The 16,548-nt window shown below is 69.8% G+C and carries 16 protein-coding genes and 3 pseudogenes; 10 read left to right on the plus strand and 9 right to left on the minus strand.

Annotated features, from left to right (window positions below; translation table 11 throughout):
* The first annotated feature begins 245 nt into the window (after positions 1 to 245).
* Positions 246 to 1,007, plus strand: coding sequence for an isocitrate lyase/PEP mutase family protein (locus tag ACWD12_RS04745; protein ID WP_450098326.1), 762 nt, complete (start codon positions 246 to 248; stop codon positions 1,005 to 1,007).
* A 526-nt stretch (positions 1,008 to 1,533) separates the two neighbouring features.
* Here ACWD12_RS04745 and ACWD12_RS04750 read toward each other — a convergent pair.
* Positions 1,534 to 2,280: a hypothetical protein gene (locus ACWD12_RS04750; protein WP_450098327.1), complete on the minus strand. Its 747-nt coding sequence runs from the start codon at positions 2,278 to 2,280 to the stop codon at positions 1,534 to 1,536.
* A gap of 138 nt (positions 2,281 to 2,418) precedes the next feature.
* Between ACWD12_RS04750 and lysA the strand changes: the two genes are divergently transcribed.
* Positions 2,419 to 3,705: a diaminopimelate decarboxylase gene (gene lysA / locus ACWD12_RS04755; protein WP_450098328.1), complete on the plus strand. Its 1,287-nt coding sequence runs from the start codon at positions 2,419 to 2,421 to the stop codon at positions 3,703 to 3,705.
* A 379-nt stretch (positions 3,706 to 4,084) separates the two neighbouring features.
* Here the strand turns inward: lysA and ACWD12_RS04760 are convergent, their stop codons facing one another.
* Both ACWD12_RS04760 and ACWD12_RS04765 read right to left on the minus strand, forming a co-directional pair.
* The gene (locus ACWD12_RS04760; RefSeq protein ID WP_450098329.1) at positions 4,085 to 4,429 is read right to left on the minus strand and encodes an NIPSNAP family protein; all 345 of its coding nucleotides are present in this window, start codon (positions 4,427 to 4,429) and stop codon (positions 4,085 to 4,087) included.
* A 50-nt stretch (positions 4,430 to 4,479) separates the two neighbouring features.
* A complete protein-coding gene (locus ACWD12_RS04765; RefSeq protein WP_450098330.1) occupies positions 4,480 to 5,682 on the minus strand; it encodes an MFS transporter in 1,203 nt (400 codons plus the stop codon).
* Positions 5,683 to 5,776: 94 nt separating this feature from the next.
* Between ACWD12_RS04765 and ACWD12_RS04770 the strand changes: the two genes are divergently transcribed.
* On the plus strand, positions 5,777 to 6,382 hold the full coding sequence (locus tag ACWD12_RS04770) for a TetR/AcrR family transcriptional regulator (protein ID WP_450098331.1): 606 nt from the start codon (positions 5,777 to 5,779) through the stop codon (positions 6,380 to 6,382).
* Between the two features lie 605 nt (positions 6,383 to 6,987).
* Here ACWD12_RS04770 and trhA read toward each other — a convergent pair.
* From trhA to ACWD12_RS04785, 3 genes and pseudogenes are all read right to left on the minus strand, one after another.
* Positions 6,988 to 7,770 carry a PAQR family membrane homeostasis protein TrhA gene (gene trhA, locus ACWD12_RS04775; RefSeq protein WP_450098332.1) on the minus strand — a complete coding sequence of 261 codons (783 nt, stop codon included), beginning with the start codon at positions 7,768 to 7,770 and terminating at the stop codon, positions 6,988 to 6,990.
* Between the two features lie 73 nt (positions 7,771 to 7,843).
* Positions 7,844 to 8,172 (minus strand): annotated as a pseudogene (locus ACWD12_RS04780) (MerR family transcriptional regulator).
* 1,108 nt (positions 8,173 to 9,280) lie between these two features.
* Positions 9,281 to 9,910, minus strand: coding sequence for a hypothetical protein (locus ACWD12_RS04785; RefSeq protein ID WP_450098333.1), 630 nt, complete (start codon positions 9,908 to 9,910; stop codon positions 9,281 to 9,283).
* Between the two features lie 333 nt (positions 9,911 to 10,243).
* Here ACWD12_RS04785 and ACWD12_RS04790 point away from each other — a divergent pair, with 333 nt between their 5' ends.
* Positions 10,244 to 10,759 (plus strand): phosphotransferase, encoded by a 516-nt coding sequence (locus ACWD12_RS04790; RefSeq protein ID WP_450098334.1) that lies wholly within the window; start codon positions 10,244 to 10,246, stop codon positions 10,757 to 10,759.
* A gap of 228 nt (positions 10,760 to 10,987) precedes the next feature.
* On the plus strand, positions 10,988 to 11,422 hold the full coding sequence (locus ACWD12_RS04795; RefSeq protein ID WP_450098744.1) for a hypothetical protein: 435 nt from the start codon (positions 10,988 to 10,990) through the stop codon (positions 11,420 to 11,422).
* On the opposite strand, the pseudogene ACWD12_RS04800 reads toward ACWD12_RS04795, so the two are convergent.
* Positions 11,372 to 11,599, minus strand: a pseudogene (locus ACWD12_RS04800) (glutathione-dependent formaldehyde dehydrogenase); the annotation flags it as partial. The gene ACWD12_RS04795 and the pseudogene ACWD12_RS04800 sit on opposite strands and share 51 nt — an antisense overlap.
* 335 nt (positions 11,600 to 11,934) lie before the next feature.
* Here ACWD12_RS04800 and ACWD12_RS04805 point away from each other — a divergent pair.
* Both ACWD12_RS04805 and ACWD12_RS04810 read left to right on the plus strand, forming a co-directional pair.
* A complete protein-coding gene (locus tag ACWD12_RS04805; protein ID WP_450098335.1) occupies positions 11,935 to 12,429 on the plus strand; it encodes a hemerythrin domain-containing protein in 495 nt (164 codons plus the stop codon).
* A gap of 295 nt (positions 12,430 to 12,724) precedes the next feature.
* On the plus strand, positions 12,725 to 13,588 hold the full coding sequence (locus ACWD12_RS04810) for an SDR family oxidoreductase (RefSeq protein WP_450098336.1): 864 nt from the start codon (positions 12,725 to 12,727) through the stop codon (positions 13,586 to 13,588).
* A gap of 502 nt (positions 13,589 to 14,090) precedes the next feature.
* On the opposite strand, the gene ACWD12_RS04815 is transcribed toward ACWD12_RS04810, so the two are convergent.
* On the minus strand, positions 14,091 to 14,465 hold the full coding sequence (locus tag ACWD12_RS04815) for an HGxxPAAW family protein (protein ID WP_450098337.1): 375 nt from the start codon (positions 14,463 to 14,465) through the stop codon (positions 14,091 to 14,093).
* Positions 14,466 to 14,704: 239 nt separating this feature from the next.
* Between ACWD12_RS04815 and ACWD12_RS04820 the strand changes: the two genes are divergently transcribed.
* Positions 14,705 to 14,968, plus strand: a complete 264-nt coding sequence (locus tag ACWD12_RS04820; protein ID WP_450098338.1) for a hypothetical protein — start codon at positions 14,705 to 14,707, stop codon at positions 14,966 to 14,968.
* 106 nt (positions 14,969 to 15,074) lie between these two features.
* Here the strand turns inward: ACWD12_RS04820 and ACWD12_RS04825 are convergent.
* Positions 15,075 to 15,284: pseudogene (locus tag ACWD12_RS04825) on the minus strand (DUF6766 family protein); the annotation flags it as partial.
* A 288-nt stretch (positions 15,285 to 15,572) separates the two neighbouring features.
* Here ACWD12_RS04825 and ACWD12_RS04830 point away from each other — a divergent pair.
* Both ACWD12_RS04830 and ACWD12_RS04835 read left to right on the plus strand, forming a co-directional pair.
* A complete protein-coding gene (locus ACWD12_RS04830) occupies positions 15,573 to 15,803 on the plus strand; it encodes a hypothetical protein (RefSeq protein ID WP_358360505.1) in 231 nt (76 codons plus the stop codon).
* A gap of 231 nt (positions 15,804 to 16,034) precedes the next feature.
* Complete coding sequence (locus ACWD12_RS04835) at positions 16,035 to 16,493, plus strand: DUF3052 family protein (RefSeq protein ID WP_450098340.1); 459 nt, start codon at positions 16,035 to 16,037, stop codon at positions 16,491 to 16,493.
* Positions 16,494 to 16,548: the final 55 nt, after the last annotated feature.

Below are 16,548 nucleotides of genomic sequence, written 5' to 3' on the forward strand. Positions count from 1 at the left end.
CACCCTTGTGGCGCCCTTGCCGCCGATCGACGGCCAACTCACGCTTGAGGGCGGCGGCATCGAGCGGGACATACGCAACGCGGAACGAAACGCGGTGAATCCGGTGCGCTTCGGTCTCCTGCGCGTACGTCGCGGCTGCCTTCGGTTCGTGGGACCGAGTTGTGGGGTGGCGCCGCGGACCTGGGGTCGGCGATCCACATCGGTCCGGGCGTGAGTTGGACGCAGAGGGGGGTAGCGTCCTCGGCATGGACATTCGCACCACCGTCGAGCGGGCTCGACGCCTCAAGCAACTGCACGCCCAGTACCAGCCGCTCGTACTGCCGACCGTCTGGGACGTGTGGTCCGCGCGGACTGCGGCCGCCGCCGGATTCGCCGCGCTGACGATCGGCAGTCATCCGCTCGCCGACTCCCGAGGCGCCGAGGACCAGGAGGGGCAGACTTTCGAGGAAGTGCTCGCCGCGGTCAGGCCGATCATCGCGGCCGTGGACATCCCGGTGTCCGTGGACCTCGAGGCCGGGTACGGGCAGCAGCCCGCGGACCTCGTCGCCGGACTCACCGAGGTCGGCGGCGTCGGCCTCAACGTCGAGGACACCGTCCACTCGGAAGGCGGACGCGTACGCAGCACGCAGGAGCACGCGAGTTATATCGCCGGCCTGCGCGCGGCGGCCGACGATGCGGGGATCCCGGTCTGGATCAACGGACGCACCGACCTCTTCATCCACACGCAGGACCCCGCCGGCGTCCTCGATGAGGCGATCGAACGGCTACGCGCCATGGAGCAGGCCGGCGCCGACAGCGTCTACCCGGTGCGTATCCAGGACAACGACGAACTGCTCACGGCTGTGGTCGACGCCGTCGGCGTGCCGGTGAACTCCACGGCCCACCCCGTCAAGCACGATCTCGAGCGCTTCCGCCGCCTCGGCGTCGGCCGGATCACGTACGGCCCGCTGCTTCAGATGGCGGCGACCGACGCGATCAAGGAGATGCTCGGGCCGTGGGCCCCCTAAGCGCTGACCGAGCGTGGGCACGCCGCCGGCGGACGTCCGAAGCTCCGGCGGGGTGCTCATCGTCCCGCCCGCCGCTGGGCGGTGGATGGGCACCCCGCCGCGTCAGGCCGGCGAAAGCCTGACAGCTGACCTTCTCGCCGCCCGCGCTCGTCTCGCCACCTACGCGTCCTGGTCGCCGAACGAACTCGCCCGCTGCTAGGCGGCACTTCGAGCCGCCGCGCCGCGCAGCCTTGCCCTCTCCGACGCCCAGCCGTGTCGGCAGTTCCGGGTGACCTCGTCGCCCGGGGCTTCGCCGTGTCCCACGCGGATCAGCCCGGCGTTGGTGGCGGCGTCAACTGGCGGCCCGCAGCTTTGACGTCCGCGACGAGGACGGCCCCGGTACCGCCCCATACGTTTTGCCGACCAGGCGCGAATGGAGAGCGGAGCCCAAGGATGAGCGAACTGATCACGTCGGAGTCCACGCGGTCGGCGCCCGGGGCGGGCAGACGTACGCTCGGCGTGCTGCCTCTGGTCGGGATCTTCTTCTTCACGGTGTCCGGAGGCCCGTTCGGGCTCGAAAACTCGCTCTCCAGCGCCGGGCCGGGCCTGACCCTGTTGATGATCGTCCTGATACCGGTGGTCTTCGGTGTGCCGAACGCGCTGGTGGCATGTACACCGGTTCGGTGCTGGCGTGGAGTCGCTCGAACTCCTGGCGCTCGCGCTGTTCGGCGAGCGTCCGCTGATGCACGGCCCGCCCCAGGATGGTCTCGATCCGCTCGGAGTCGGTTCCGTCCTGCCCCTGCGACCAGGCGACCAGCGCGGAGAAGCGGTCCTCGATGGTGACCGGGGCGCCGACGGCTTCGTAGACCGCGTTCGCCAGCGCGAACAGCTCCGCGCCGCTGTCGGCCGAGCGTACGCGCGTCCTCGCGTCCGCGAGCAGCTGCTCGCGCACGGTCGTCGCCACGTGCATCCAGGACGCGTCCTCGTTGACCTCGATGATCGCCGGCGTGTCGTCGGCGGACGGCGGCACCGGGGCCTTCACCGCCAACACCTCCGCGCCGGCCTGCCGCATGGCCGCGGTCAGCTCGCGCATCTCGGCCTCCGTGGTCACGCCGACCCCCAGGACGACGCATCCGGGTCCGAACCGGGTCGGCGCACCCGGGGCGTGGATGGCGACGTCGGTGAGCGGACCGCCGCTTCCGGTCCCCTCCTGGACCAGGCGCAGCAGCGCCGGACCGATGTTGTCGACGAGCTGGCGGACAGGCTGGTTCCCCCGTGCGCCGGACTTCCGCATGGTGCACTCCCGACGCGAACGACTGTTGTGGGCGTCAAGTCTGGGAGACCCGTATTGACGATGTCAACGATGATCCGGAGCGGTGGAAGCGCGAGCATGGCACGAGAGCAGAACGGATCACAGGCACATGGAGCGCGGATGGCAGCGACGCAGACGCAGGCAGAGCGGGAACTGCTGGGGCTGTTCCCGCCCGGGACCATCCGGGACGGGAGCGGCGGGCTGGTGATCGGCGGCGTACCGGCGGCCCAACTCGCCGAGTCCCACGGCACCCCCGCGCTGGTCCTCGACGAGACGTCGGTACGCGCCCGGGCCCGCCGGTACGCCGACGGCCTGGCCGCCCGTTGGCCGAACTCCCGCGTCGCCTTCGCCTCCAAGGCGTTCCCCTGCACCGCCGTCATCCGGCTACTCGCGGAGGAGGGCATCGGCATCGACGTGGCCGGCGGCGGCGAACTGGCCATCGCCCTCACCGCAGGCGCAGACCCGACCGGCCTGATCGTGCACGGCAACGCCAAGACCGACGAGGAGTTGCGCCTCGCCGTGGAGGCCGGCGCCGGCACGGTCGTCGTCGACAACTTCGACGACATCGACCGGCTGGAGAAGCTCCTCGCCGGCACCACGGCGGAGCAAGGAGTACTGGTCCGGCTCACACCGGGTATTCGCCCCGACACCCACGAGGCCGTGTCCACCGGCCAAAACGGTTCCAAGTTCGGTCTGTCCCCGGCGCAGGCCCGGGTGGCGATCGCGCGACTGCGCGGCAGCGACCGGCTGCGGCTGGACGGTGTCCACGTACACATCGGGTCGCAGATTCTGGACCTCGCACCCTTTGTCCAGGCCGTCGAAGCAGTCGCCGAACTGGGCGAGTTCGCCGTCTACGACCTGGGCGGCGGCCTCGGCTCCCGCTATACCTACGCCGACCGACCGCCCACGGTGGAGGCGTACCTCGACGCCGTCACCGACGTCGCCCGGCGCCTGCTGCCCGCCGACGCCCGCATCCTCATCGAACCGGGCCGCTCGATGGTCGCCGAGTCCGCCGTCTCGTTGTACCGGGTCGTCTCCGTCAAGCGCAGCGAAGGCCGCACTTTCGTCGCCGTCGACGGCGGCATGGGCGACAACCTCGAAGTCTCGCTGTACCAGCAGCGCTTCGAGGCCGCCCTCGCCGACCGCCCGACCGGCGAGGGCGAGCTGTGCCACGTGGTGGGCCGGCACTGCGAGTCCGGCGACACCCTCAGCGCCGGAGTCCCGCTGGCGGACCCGCGCGTCGGGGACCTGATCGCCATACCGGTCACCGGCGCCTACACCTACGCGCTGAGCAACAACTACAACGGCGCGCGGCGCCCGCCGGTGGTCTTCGTCCGCGACGGCGCGCACCGCGCCGTGGTGCGCCGCGAAACGTACGCCGACCTGATGCGCCGGGACCTCCCCTGAACGTTGTTGCAGAGGTCCGATCGGGGGTGGTTGCCCGGCCTGGTCTATCACCTCGCCGGGCAGCAGCGGGCGGTTCGTCCTGGAAGGCGGCACCATCGAAGCGGCCCTCGAAGGCGTCGCCGCACGCTTCGCCGTCCAACAGGGCCACCGCCCGCCAACTCCAGAGGATGACCGAACTCCTGTACGAACAGGTCCGCGCGCGCCCACACCCTGCCCACAGCCCCGATCTGTCGCGACGACGAGCCGCGCACGCCCGGCACCGCGTCCACCCGCCGGGCCGGCGACCGGAGCCGACCGACACGGCCACCCGCAAAGAGGCGCCGACCGGGCGGGCACGGTGATTCCGCCGGATCCGGAGCCCGGCCACCCGCGAAGCGGGTCAATCTGCCGCGTTCGGATGCCCGTCTCTGTCCGAGGGATTGTCGGACAGGTCGTCGGGCAGCAGCGGCCGCATGAACGTCCGCTCGTAGCGAAGGACGCATCCGCTGTCGTCACGGATTCGGTCCGCCTCGACGAAGTCCGGATCCACCCCGAACCGGGCACGATACCGCTCGTACGCAGCCAGGCTGGGAAAGCTGAAGAGCGCCAGCGCGCGGTCGCTGGCCCCTTCCCCGGGGAGGAAGTAGCCGTGGTGTGTTCCGCCGTGGCGACCGACCAGGTCCATCCACGAGCGGGCGAACCGCTCGAACGCTTCGATCTTGGCGGCATCGATGGTGTAGTCCACAACGCAAGTGATCACTGTTCCGCCTCGCTGGCTCCCTGCGGGCAACTCGGTCAGCGTACGGCGTCGTTGTCGCGGGCGGTCCAGATGGCCAGGGCGGCGAGCAAGGCGCAGGCGCCGCCGAGCCAGAGCACGCCCTGGAGGGTGAGCATGTCGACGATGATGCCGCCGACCAACGCGCCGAAGCCGATGGACAGGTTGAACACCGCCACCCACAGCGAGGAAGCCGCTTCGACAGACTGCGGGGCGGCCTTGATCATCCAGGTCTGGAGGCCCACGGACACACCCCCGAAGGCCAGACCCCAGACGATCAGCAAGACGGCACCACCGACCACGGTCTGGCCCAGCAGCACGAAGAGCGGCATCGCGACCGTCATGGCTGCCGCGATGGTGAACACGCTGCGGTGCACCCGGCGGGACAGGGCCGAGCCGGCGACGAAGTTGCCGATCATGCCGGCCGCGCCGAATCCGAACAGCAGCGGACCGACGTAGCGCTCGTCGATCCCCGACAGCTTCTGCAGCGCCGGGCTCACGAACGTGTAGGCGGCGAAGTGCCCGAACACCAAGAGCACAGTGGCGATGATCCCGACGCGTACGCCTGTATTGCGGAATTGCTCCATCAGCAGCTTGGGGCGGATGGCCTGGGAGGCGACCAGCCTCGGCAGCACGGCCACCAGGGCGAACAGGGTGACCAGAGCCAGGGCGCTCAGCGCGGAGAAGGCAACCCGCCACCCGGTCAGGTCGCCGACCAGGGTGCCGAGCGGGACGCCGAACACGTTCGCGGCTCCGACACCGCCGAAGATGACCGCGGTGGCGCGGGGCACGTCCGCAGGCACGACGAGCCGGACCGCCAGGCCGGCGGCAACCGCCCAGAAGCCGCCGATGGCTATGCCGACCAGCACGCGGGAGCCCACCAGCACCGCGAAGTTCGGCGCCAGGGCGGATCCCAGGTTCGCGACGGTCATCAGAGCCATCAGCCCGAGGAGCAGGATGCGGCGGTCCAGCGACCCGACGATCATCGGGACCAGCGGTGCCGCGAACCCGGCGACGATGCTGGGCACCGTCACCATCAGGGCCGCCGTCCCCTCGGAGACCGACAGCGCGGACCCCACGGACGTCAGCAGACCGATCGGCAACTGCTCGGCGGTCACCAGGAGGAAGGTGCCCAGGGTCACCACGGAGACCGCCGACCAGCGGCTCTTGCTCGGCAGCCCTGGTTCCTGTGTCCGGGCAGGGGTCTGTTCTGCGGTCGTCAACGAAGCCTCCTCCAGCAATTCGGGAGCGATCGCTCCCATATGCGGTGACACTAATATGGGAACGAACGCTCCACAAGTTGGGTAGGGTGAATCCATGGCACGCCCCCGACAGTTCGACGAGGAGAACGCGGTCACCTCGGCGACCCATCTGTTCTGGCGACGCGGCTACCACGCCACCTCGGTGCGCGACCTGGGCGACGAGCTGAAGCTCACACCCAGCAGCCTGTACCGGACGTTCACCGACAAGCACACGCTCTTCCTGCGCGCACTCGACCACTACCGGGCCACCGAGTCCCTTGAGGCCCGCCGCCGGCTGGACGCGACGGACCGTCCGGTCCGAGAGGTGCTGCGGGAATGGCTGCTGTGGCTGGTCACCTGCCCGGCCGACGGCGAGTCAGGTCGCGGCTGCTTCGTGGTCAACACCGCCACCGAACTGGGCACCACGGACGAGAAGGTCCAGCAGCGGACCGAGGCCGCGTTCGAGGTCACGCGCCAGGCGTTGCGCTCGGTCCTGGCCGAGGGCCGCGACCGTGGCGAGTTGTCCGGCGACCTCGACGCCGACGCCGCCGCCGAACTGCTGTTCACCACGGTTCTCGGCCTGCGGGTACGTGAACGAGCGGGCCACGACCTCGAACATCTGACCACCGCCATCGATTTCGCGATCCAGGCTCTGGGACCCGCTCCCGCGGCAACGTCCTGACCCGCTCCTGCGGCTGCGCCACGGATGGTGCCGCAGTTCCGGTGACGGTTTCGTCCCACCTCCGCCTCGGTGGTCTGAACCTCGTGCTCGATGAGTCCTCGCCGCGGCCAGGGCAGGGCGCCTGTGGCGTCCGGCCAGGAACCCCACCACCGTGGAGAACCCCACCACCGTGGGGATGACCGCCTGTTCGTTTCCGCCGAGGAAATGCCCGCTGCTCTGCTACTCGACGACGTAGGTGCCGCCGGGCTGCTTGCGCCCTTGTCGCCGAAGAACCGGGCCCGTACCCCGTCGAACGCGGCGGCGGTCACACGCACCAAGGGGCCGCGGGTCCCGTCGCGGGCGTCGGTAGAGCGTTGGTGCCGGCAGTCGTACCGCTGCCACACGCCGGGAAGTCCCCAGTCCAACACCGCCGTTCACCCGATCAGGGGACGGCTGGTACGTCCCGTGACGAAGGACCGAGCTCCATGCACACCTAGGGCCGCGGATACGCCAGGGAAGGGTCACGGGCCTTGGTCCGCAAAGGGTCGAGGGCGCAGGCGTACCGGTGAGGAACGACGATCCGGCCTGCCCCGCGCGTCGTGCCGTGGCGCATGTCCGGAGACCGGTCATGGGGCTGCCAGGAGGATGGCCGTGTAGTGCGCGGTGAAGCCGGCGATGGTGAAGGAGTGGAAGACCTCGTGGAAGCCGAACCAGGACGGTGACGGGTCTGGACGCTGGAGCCCGTAGACGACGGCCCCCGCCGTGTAGAACAGGCCGCCCGCGATGACCAGGCCGACGACCGCGGTACCGCCGGTCCGCGCGAAGTCCGGCAGGTAGAAGACAGCCACCCAGCCCAAGGCGATGTAACACGGGGTGTACAACCACCGGGGAGCCCCGATCCACAACACCCTGAAGGCGACGCCCGCCAAGGCACCCGCCCACACCAAGGACAGCAGCACCACCTGCTGATCCTCAGGCAGCAGCAGCACCGCCAAAGGCGTGTAGGTACCGGCGATGATCAGGAAGATGTTCGCGTGGTCCAGCCGCCGCAGCACCGCCTCACCCCGCGGCCCCCACGTCCCGCGGTGATACACCCCGCTCGTCCCGAACAGCAACAGCGCCGAGGCCGCGAACACCGAACACGCCACCACCGCCGCGGCCGAACGCGAGACCACGACCAGGACGATCCCGCCCGCCAACGCGAGCGGGGACATGCCGACATGCAGCCAACCCCGCATCCGCGGCTTCAACACAGCCGCCGCACGCTCCACACCTCCCTCCACAGCTCCCGCCGCGCCGGAGTCCACGCCGCCCGCCCCGTCGGAGGCGTCGCGGGTGTCGGGTGTGGCGGCGGGGCGATGCCGGGACTGCGGTCGGTGCGCCGGCGGTTGGCTGTCTTCGGCGATCATGTGCTCATTTCACGGGATTGGTGGGCGGGAGCGACATCGCAGTGTCGCGTACGGCATCAGACCAGGGTGCGGGTCAGATGACTACCAGGTTCTGGGAGACGCGGCGGTCTTCGGCGTTGATGCGCCCGGCTTCTTCGAGTTGGTCTTGGAGGATGACGATGCGGCAGGCGGCCTCGACCGGGGTGCCGCGGTCGACCAGTTCCCGGGCCCGGGCGGCGATACGCATCTGACGGCGGGACAGCGGCGGTGTCCGCCCTGCTGACCGCACCGGGGTGATCAGGCGGGCATCACCTATCGCACGGAGGGAGCCTGGGTGGTGCTGAACGTCTCAGCAGCCCGGCCGGTGGAGGACACGGGGTCAGCATCGTCGTCCAGACGGCCGAACGTGCCCTCAGCTGTCATCTGCACCTCTCTCACGGAACGTCTTGTCGGGGAACACGTGGAGGGGCCCTGGTGCCGTACGGCACCAGGGCCCCGAAGGAACTCCTACACCATCTGCCGGCCTTGGTCCTGCGCCGGCTCAACTGTTTCCGCGGGCCCGGCCGGAAGGCTGCCGGGGGTGCGGGGATCGCTGTTGCTTGACCGGAGACCACCTCACTATCGATGTCCTGCGGTACCCGGGCTCAAGTCCTACGCCCGGGCGATCCTGATGGCGCTCGGCTCCTCCGTTCATCCCTCGGATGATCAACTACTTGGGGCTGGGCACTGCTGGTACTGCGTGTTGCTTGGTACCGCCGGTGTTGCGTACTGCAGGTTTTGCGTACTGCTGGGTGACCTGCTCAAGCGTCACCCTCCGGCAGCCAGCCCCGCATCGCCCGCCCTACATCTGCTCGGGCGTGGAACCCCACTGCCGAACCTCCCGGCGCGCGCGCCCGCAGCCGACGCCTTCACCGAGGTACTGCCCACTACTTCGCTGCGATACCGCGAACTGCATCCATCAGTCGTGCCAGTGCGGCCCAGCTCGCGGCGCCCTTGACACTGCGGGCTACCCGGCCGGTCGTCGGCCCCGTCGCCCTCCCGCAACAACCCGGCTTCGGAACCCGACCACCGCACTGTCCTGCTACTGCACTTGCGTGTCCTACCGGCCGACAGTTCGTCCTCTGCCAAGCCCTGCTGTCTCTCTGGCTACAACAGAAACCATAGCCACACCACCACTCAATGTCTACTCCGACAAACACAGATTTTTGTGTGTCGCCCAGCGAGGCAATCAATGTCGGTCAGGTGATACCGCCGACAGACCGCATGGACACCACGCAGGTCCCTCCAACTCCGCTCAACGTGTTCAGCCCGCCCGCGCCGGGCACACCACTACAAGGGAGCAGCCGGGTGGGGCCGACGGCTCCTCGACGGCCGGCCGGGCGGATCCCGCTCGGGGATGTTCGGGACCCGCCCCGCCGGCCGTCAGCCCGCAGCAATCGGGCACACCCAAGTCGGCGACGCAGCCCTTCGAACCTTGCAGCCTGTTGCGTCGTTCGAGCGGGACGCACCGATCAGTCCGGCCACATCCGCCCTACCACCGACGCCCGGCGCGGCGTCGCCGCCAGTACGCCACGGTGACCAGACCAAGCAACGGCCCCCAGAGCAGCAACGGGGTGTAGCAGACGTAGTAGACGGCGGATTTCCAGCCGCCCGCTTCTCCGGGGTAGCCCGAGGGCGTCGGCTCCCCTTGGAGCGTGACACCGGCGAAATCCGCGGCGAACGCAGTCGTCCACATGGCCGTCAGCAGCACCGCGCCGATCGTGGCGGGGACGACGGCGGCGAGCGGCGGCACCCTGCGTCCGCGCAACACGGGGACCCAGCGCGGGAACACCTCGCCCCAGGCGGCGATCAGTCCGACCGCGGTGAACGCCACCAGTTCCGAGAAGACGGACAGGAAGATGATGTACACCTTGCCGGGCAGCCAGCCCGGGAGGTCGCCTGAGCCCGTGTCGGCGCTGCCCGTCAGGGAGGGGACGTACTCCGTGGCGATCCGCCACAGGCTGGAGGGGAGTACGACGAGCGGGACGGCGAGCGCGGCATTGCGCACCCAGCGGGGGACTCCGGCCACCGGAGCGTGGGCGGCTGCCCAGCCGGCACGCAACCGACCGGCCGGGGGCGGTGTTCCGTGGCCGTGGGTCCGTTCCATGGTCTGGGTGGTCATGCGCTGGCCCTCCGGCGTTTCGGTTCCGCGGGCTCGGTTCGCCCGGCATGCGTCGAAGATCGCAGCCCTCGGAGCCCGGAACATCGACCACATGGAGCCATCCGGGGTAGGCCGCACGGAGGAGGCGACTCGCCCCGGAGGCTCACGAGTTTCCCGTACGCGGCACCCCCGGTACGCGGTGGCGTGCCCGTGGGCAAGGAGCCCCCACCCGCTGATGTGCGTGTGCCAAGCGTCGCCCTCGCCTTGCCGGGCCAACCCAAGGGACAGTCCAGGTCCTTGCATAAGGCGCACGGCCTTGATGTCACAGCCCTGGCGTACGCGGTGGGACGGGGGGTGGACTGGATGACCCACGCGTTTCGCCTGCCCTCACCCGCGCAGCTCGACGCCGCTCTTCCCGCCCCGGTCCAGGACCGCAGCAGTCCCGTCCTGGCGCACGGGGACCCGACCGTCGGGAACTTCATGTGGTCCTTCGGCGAACCGGTCCTGACCGACTGGGAACTCGCCCGCCCCGCCCCGCGCGTCTCCGCTGCCGCCCACACCCTCGCGGCGCTGGTCACCCACGCCCCGTACCCGCTGCGCCCGCGGCGGATGGAAGAGTTCCTCGACAAGGTCGCCGGTGCCCGCGAGGCACTCGACAGCGGCCTATACGCGACCTACCACGCCTACGAGGTCGCCCGGGCACAGTGGGTGGACATCCTGCGGCCGAACAGTACCGGCACTACCGCAGCCTCCTCGACACCGCCGCGTTGGCCCTGCCCGCCGTCGCGAGATCAGTCCTCGGAGTCGGGCGGCGTCTGCGCGAGGCCGGTGCGACCGAGGTGTCCAGCCACCTGCACCGCGACCGCATGACGTACCGATTCGCCAGGACACAGCCACAGCAGGACCCCCAGACAGTCCACCGGCCTCAAGCCCAACTCGAACGCGGCAAAAGCCTGAGCAAGCACCCAGGCGACGACAGCTGACAAGACCGACAAGCCACGACCGGCCGGGGCTCCGGGAACCCTCGCCCAGGCATCTGCCGTGCAGGCACCCGCGGGTGCGGAGTCCGGCGACGCGGTGCAGGCCGCGCCGGCCGACATGCTCGACCTGTCCATGACCGCCAAGCAAGCCCACTGGAACATCCACGGCCGTGGCCTCCTCGCCCTGCACACCCACCTCGACGAAATCGCCGCACGTGCCCGCGATCTCGACGACGACCTCGCCGAACGCGCCGCAGCCGGGGGCCAGCGCGGCACACGCGCGCACCGCCGGGTCGGTGTCGTCGAGGTACGCGGAGGTGACTTGGTCCCACAACCCCAGGCACAGCACCGCAGCGCGCCGTCCTGCTTGCGCCGGAACATCTCGTACGCGGCCGGCCCGTGCGCCAGCGGTAGCCGGTGGGTGGCGAAGTCCGCCGTCCCGAGCGGGTCTTCCTCGGTGAGCAGCGGCAGGCTGTCGCCGACCCAGCGGTGGACGTTGGCCGGGGACCTCGGGGACCTTGACGGGCAGGTTGTTTCCGAACGGCACGCGTAGGAACTCCGCCTGGCCGCCGGGCACCTGCCCGTAGAGGCGGGTACACCCGCACAGCGCGCCCCCGCTGCCCTGTTCGCGGACCTGCGTGGTCTCACACTGCGAGTGCAGCCGCCGGCAGCAAGTGCGGCAGGTGCCGCAGGAGACGTTGAACGGGATCACAACCCGGTCCGATGCGGACGATCACGTCGGTCGGTTCCTGCGTCACCCGATCCGGGGGTCGATCCGGACGTCGCGCCGTCCGTGTCAGGTCAAGGCTTTCATGTGGGGCCCTTCGGCTCACATGGACGAGTCCCGGGCTCCGGTGCCCACCGTTCCGGCGCTGTCGCGGCAGGCCGGCGGCGCGGTGCCCGGGGCCGCGCGGTGACCGCTGGACCTGCCGATGCGCGCGACCGGTCGCCTTCCTGCCCGCGCCGGCCCCAGGGCCGCCCCGCATACGGCCCGGTTCGGCGGGTAGCCGCACGGGAGAACCGCAGGTGACAAGGTCCGCGGATGTGCACAGGAAGGGAACCGTCGTGACTGCACAAACCGACGTCGTCGAACTGATCCTCGAGGACCACCGGCGTATGGAGGACCTCTTCCGGCAGATGCGCAGCGTCGAGGCGGACCGGGCGGCCGCGCTGGCCGAGTTCGCCGACCTCCTCATCGCGCACGGCCTCGCGGAGGAAAGCGAGGTTTATCCCGCCTTGAAGCGCTACAAGCACATCGACGACGAAGAGGTCGAGCACGGCGAGGAGGAGCACGAAGAAGGCAACAAGGCGCTCCTCGACCTCCTCGAAGTCGACGAGGTCGGCTCGGAGGAGTGGGACGAAAAGCTGGAGGAACTCGTCGACAAGGTCACCCACCACGCCGACGAAGAGGAGCGCACCATCCTCAACGGCGCCCGTGAGAATGTCGCCATGAACCGGCGGGAAGAACTCGGCGCTGCCTTCGCCGCAGAGCGCGCCAGGCACCTCAAGGCAAACTGCGGCGACATCGGCAACGTCCGAGACATCGTCCATGGCAAATGAGCACGGCGTGGTTCAGGGGCTGGCCGACGGTTGTGGGACGTCGTGCCCAGTCGAGGCCGCCGCCGATCTGACACCCTTCGCCAGACGTCATGAATGCTTCGGGATTTTCGTTCGGCCCCGGCGCGCACCGCATTACGTCGACGGCGCGGCTCCACGTTTGGTGTGTTCGTGTGGTTGACGGCGTGGGGGCGCGCTGCGACCAGGTGTGCCGTTGCGAGCGCACGGGTAGCGCAGATGGCCACTGCCGTCCCGCTGCCGAACGGGGAGCGGCGGCATCGCATTGAACGGAGCACCGATGAGCGAAGACTCGCGGATCCCGGCTCAGGAGCAGCTGTACCCGGGGACTACGGACCCGATGACGCCGCGTCCTCACGACGAAATGGCCGACTACCAAGGCAGTGGCCTGCTGCTCGGCAAGCGGGCGCTGATCACCGGAGGCGACTCCGGGATCGGGCGGGCGGTCGCGGTGGCGTTCGCGAAAGAAGGCGCGGACGTCGCCATCGGGTATCTGGCAGAGGTCGAGGACGAAGATGCCGCGCACACGGCGCGCCTGGTCGAGGCCACCGGCCGGCGCTGCGTCGTGCACCGTGCCGATCTGTCCGTCCAGGAAAACTGCCAAGGCCTGGTGGACGCCGCGGTCGAGGAGTTGGGCGGACTGGACATCCTCGTCAACAACTGCGCGTACCAGCAACCGGTCGAGGATTTCGCCGACTTGGACTCCGAGACGTGGGAGTACACCTTCCGGGTCAACATCCACAGCTACTTCTGGACCACCAAAGCCGCACTCCCCCACTTGGCCGACGGCTCGGCGATCATCAACACCTCGTCGATCAACGGCCTGCGCGGCAACCGCACCCTGATCGACTACTCGGCCACCAAGGGCGCGGTGCTCGCACTGACGTACGCGCTGTCCCAGTCCCTGCGCGAACGCGGAATTCGCGTCAACTGCGTGGCGCCGGGCCCGGTATGGACTCCGCTGATCCCGGCGACGTTCACCGCCGACCGGGTCGAGTCGTTCGGCGAGCAGGCACCGATGGGCCGCGCCGCGGAGCCGGACGAAATCGCGCCCTCGTACGTCTTCTTCGCCGCGGGACGCCTGTCCAGCTACTACACCGGCGAAGTCCTCACCCCCGTCGGCGGCGAGACCCTGCCTGGCTGACGGCCTCCGGTGCGGGCCACGATTCCGGGGCCGCACCGGGGCCCGCCGGGGCCTACGCCTCATCGCGATCCGAACCCGCTCAGGCACCGTGTGCCCCCGGGTCGCAAGTGCGTTCACGCGAGATCGATGATCTCGTGCCGGACAGATGCGTGCGCCGAGGTTGCGCTCCATCATTCGGAGCGCGGATGCCCGTACAGACAGCCGCGGTCGTGCAGGAGGCCGCTCAGGAGGGGGTGGGCAACTGCGGTTCCGTCGGGGTGCGGGTGGATGGTGACGCGCACCAAACCGGTGGAGTCGGTGCAGACGTCGGTTCCGGGGAGTGCGGCCCACGGTGCCCACGGACGCGGAGGCCTGTCCGCTGCCCGTCGACGGGACCGTCACCAACTACCGGTCGACCGCACGGGTCCGAGAGCGCAACACAGCACCCGGCGCGCTTCCGGGGTCTGCGTTTGCCGGGTGGTCGACGGCGGGGTGGCCGTCGACATGCGGTGGTCGGCTCGTGCTACGACCGGTCCCGCGAGGTGGTCCGGTCGGCTGACCACTGCTCCTCACCGTTGTCCTGCACGAACCGGTCGCGCAGCTCGACGTCGCCCTCCTGGTGGTACCCGGGCGGTACACCGAGCCCCATGAGCGACAGGAGCTTTCCGAGGACGGCCCCGACCGCCGCCACACCGACACCGGTCCAGAACAGCCAGGGTTCGGCCAGCGGCAAGGCCACCGCCGCGACGACACACCCGGCCAGGATCACTGCCACGCCGATCCACGCGGCCGAGCTGTGCCCGGCGTTCCCGACACGCATGTCACCGCGCCCGTACCGTTTCCGGGCCAGCTCGTGGGAGTCGGTCTCCTGCCGGTCGTAACTCGGGTCATGACTCATGTGCGGCCTCCGTCAGGTCGTCGGCTCCGCATCGGAATCCAAGGTCCGAGGTGCGGAGTCGTCTCGGGATGTGCCGCTACCCGACTCGGATCATCCGATGCGTCGAGTGATCGCCGGATCGCGGAGGCGGGGCTCCCGGCCCCACGCCGTGCCGGATGGGAAGTGCGGCCGCAGACGCGGGCCGGCAAACGGCGGGACAATGGCGCCTGTGCACCAGTCGCCGCGAATCGGGTAGACGCATGATCATGGAGCGATTCGAGATTCTGATCTTTCCGTTCAACGAGCAGGACATGCCCGAGGACGCCCGAGGCCCGGCCGTGCGATCGGCGATCGTCCGTTCCACCGGCGAGCAGGGAGCCTCGGGCTTCCCCCGGTACGCCGGCGACGGCGTCCAAGCCGACATCGATCCCGAGACCGGGGCGGTCGAGGCCATCACCGTGGACGGCGCCGAACTGGAGGACAGTTGGAGCGCCCGAGCCGTACGCGATACGGAGGCGTCCTGACGCACGCGACGGCTGCGTGCAGCCCTTTCCACGGCGTTGGGCGGGCCGTACGGTCGGCTCGGCCCGCGAGAAGACGTCGGCGTCCGGGTTCCGCGACGCCGGTTCGTCAGCCGCCCTCGACGCCGGTGGCGCCGTGCGACGCGCCGACCGGTTTCGACTCGGGTGAGCCGCGCTGACGCAGGTAGATCGCCAACAGCGCCATCGAGGCGATCGCCAGGAGTTCGGACTGCCAGTTCTGCAGGGTCCGATCCCAGAAGTCGGCGGAGGCGGCGTACTGCGTCCAGCCGATCGGCGCCCGGAGATCGCGGAGCCGCTGCTGCTCCATCAGGGCCTCCACGTACTCGGACCTCCCGCTCTGCTCGACTTCCTCGCGTGTCGACGGAGCCGAAGCGTCACATGCCGTCTACCACAGTCAATGGGCATAACCCGCAAAAGGTTCATTGACGCTGATGGGTCGGCTCAAGGCAAGAAGCAACCACCACAGGGGTCAGCACGCGCGGGGCGTGACCCCGAGGATGCAAAACGGCTCCAGCTCCGGGAGGTTTGATGCGCATCCCGTGGGTAGCGCAGGGGTTCACAATGCGCAGCCCCGAAGGGAGATCTCATGGGCACGACCGAGACAGGCCATGTCACAGGCACCAAAGACAAGGACTACAACCTCGTCTGGTTCACCGAGGCGTGTCTGAGCAACGCACTGCGCCTGGAGACGTACATCGAGGACGCGGACCGCGCCGGCGACTCCGAACTCGCCGACTTCTTCCGCCGCGCGCAGACCGAGAGCCGCAAGGGCGCCGAGCAGGCAAAGACTCTGCTGCGGCAGCGACTCGACAAGTAGAGCGACTCGACAAGTCGATGGCTCCGCCTACCGCCGAGTGAGCATCCCTGCCACCGGCCACCAAGGCGCAGAGGGTCGGCCGGATGTCGGCAGCCACTCCCGTCGCCCTCGCCCGGACGAACATCGGGTGGGGGCGACGTGGTGTTTGGCGGGAACGCGCGCGGGCACCCGCGGTGCAGCACGCATGGGACCGACCCTGCTCCGACTCGTCCGGCGCCGAAGGAGACACCGATGCATTCAGGCGACGAGCTCAACCCGGCCGTGCGGATGGGGCTGTCCCCAGGGCAAACAGTCAAAGAGATCGGCCGCCACGACGACGCCGACGAGCTCGTGCGCGAGGGGATGGCCGAAGCCACCGGCCGGGACCTTCTCGACCCGGACGACGCAACCGCCGCCGACCTGATTCTCCTGTGGTTCCGGGAGGGCGACGGCGATCTCGAGGACTCGTTGGCGCGCGCCGCCGAGGCGTTGGAAACGGGCGGCGACATCTGGCTGTTGACGCCGAATGAGGGACGCAGCGGGGCTGTCCCCGCCGAGGACATCGCCGACGCCGCCGACGCGGTGGGGCTGACACCGACGGACAGCGTCGCGGCCGGCAGCGCCTGGAACGCCGCCCGGCTCGCCGCCCCGGGTGAGGCACGAGACCGACGCGGCGGCTCCGGGGCGTCCGGCGAAAACCGTGCCGAATAGGTTCAGGTGACCAGTCGAGGGCTGCCTCGGGCTCGCCCGAGGCGGCGGCCGCCGG

The organism is Streptodolium elevatio, from assembly GCF_053592165.1.

Excerpts from the sequence above, each read along its gene's own strand:
- ACWD12_RS04810 (WP_450098336.1), top strand. The coding sequence starts at position 12,725 with ATGAGCGAAGACTCGCGGATCCCGGCTCAGGAGCAGCTGTACCCGGGG.
- ACWD12_RS04750 (WP_450098327.1), bottom strand. The coding sequence starts at position 2,280 with ATGCGGAAGTCCGGCGCACGGGGGAACCAGCCTGTCCGCCAGCTCGTC.
- ACWD12_RS04830 (WP_358360505.1), top strand. The coding sequence starts at position 15,573 with ATGGGCACGACCGAGACAGGCCATGTCACAGGCACCAAAGACAAGGAC.
- trhA (WP_450098332.1), bottom strand. The coding sequence starts at position 7,770 with ATGATCGCCGAAGACAGCCAACCGCCGGCGCACCGACCGCAGTCCCGG.
- ACWD12_RS04770 (WP_450098331.1), top strand. The coding sequence starts at position 5,777 with ATGGCACGCCCCCGACAGTTCGACGAGGAGAACGCGGTCACCTCGGCG.
- ACWD12_RS04820 (WP_450098338.1), top strand. The coding sequence starts at position 14,705 with ATGATCATGGAGCGATTCGAGATTCTGATCTTTCCGTTCAACGAGCAG.
- ACWD12_RS04745 (WP_450098326.1), top strand. The coding sequence starts at position 246 with ATGGACATTCGCACCACCGTCGAGCGGGCTCGACGCCTCAAGCAACTG.
- ACWD12_RS04785 (WP_450098333.1), bottom strand. The coding sequence starts at position 9,910 with ATGACCACCCAGACCATGGAACGGACCCACGGCCACGGAACACCGCCC.
- ACWD12_RS04795 (WP_450098744.1), top strand. The coding sequence starts at position 10,988 with ATGCTCGACCTGTCCATGACCGCCAAGCAAGCCCACTGGAACATCCAC.
- ACWD12_RS04815 (WP_450098337.1), bottom strand. The coding sequence starts at position 14,465 with ATGAGTCATGACCCGAGTTACGACCGGCAGGAGACCGACTCCCACGAG.
- lysA (WP_450098328.1), top strand. The coding sequence starts at position 2,419 with ATGGCAGCGACGCAGACGCAGGCAGAGCGGGAACTGCTGGGGCTGTTC.
- ACWD12_RS04835 (WP_450098340.1), top strand. The coding sequence starts at position 16,035 with ATGCATTCAGGCGACGAGCTCAACCCGGCCGTGCGGATGGGGCTGTCC.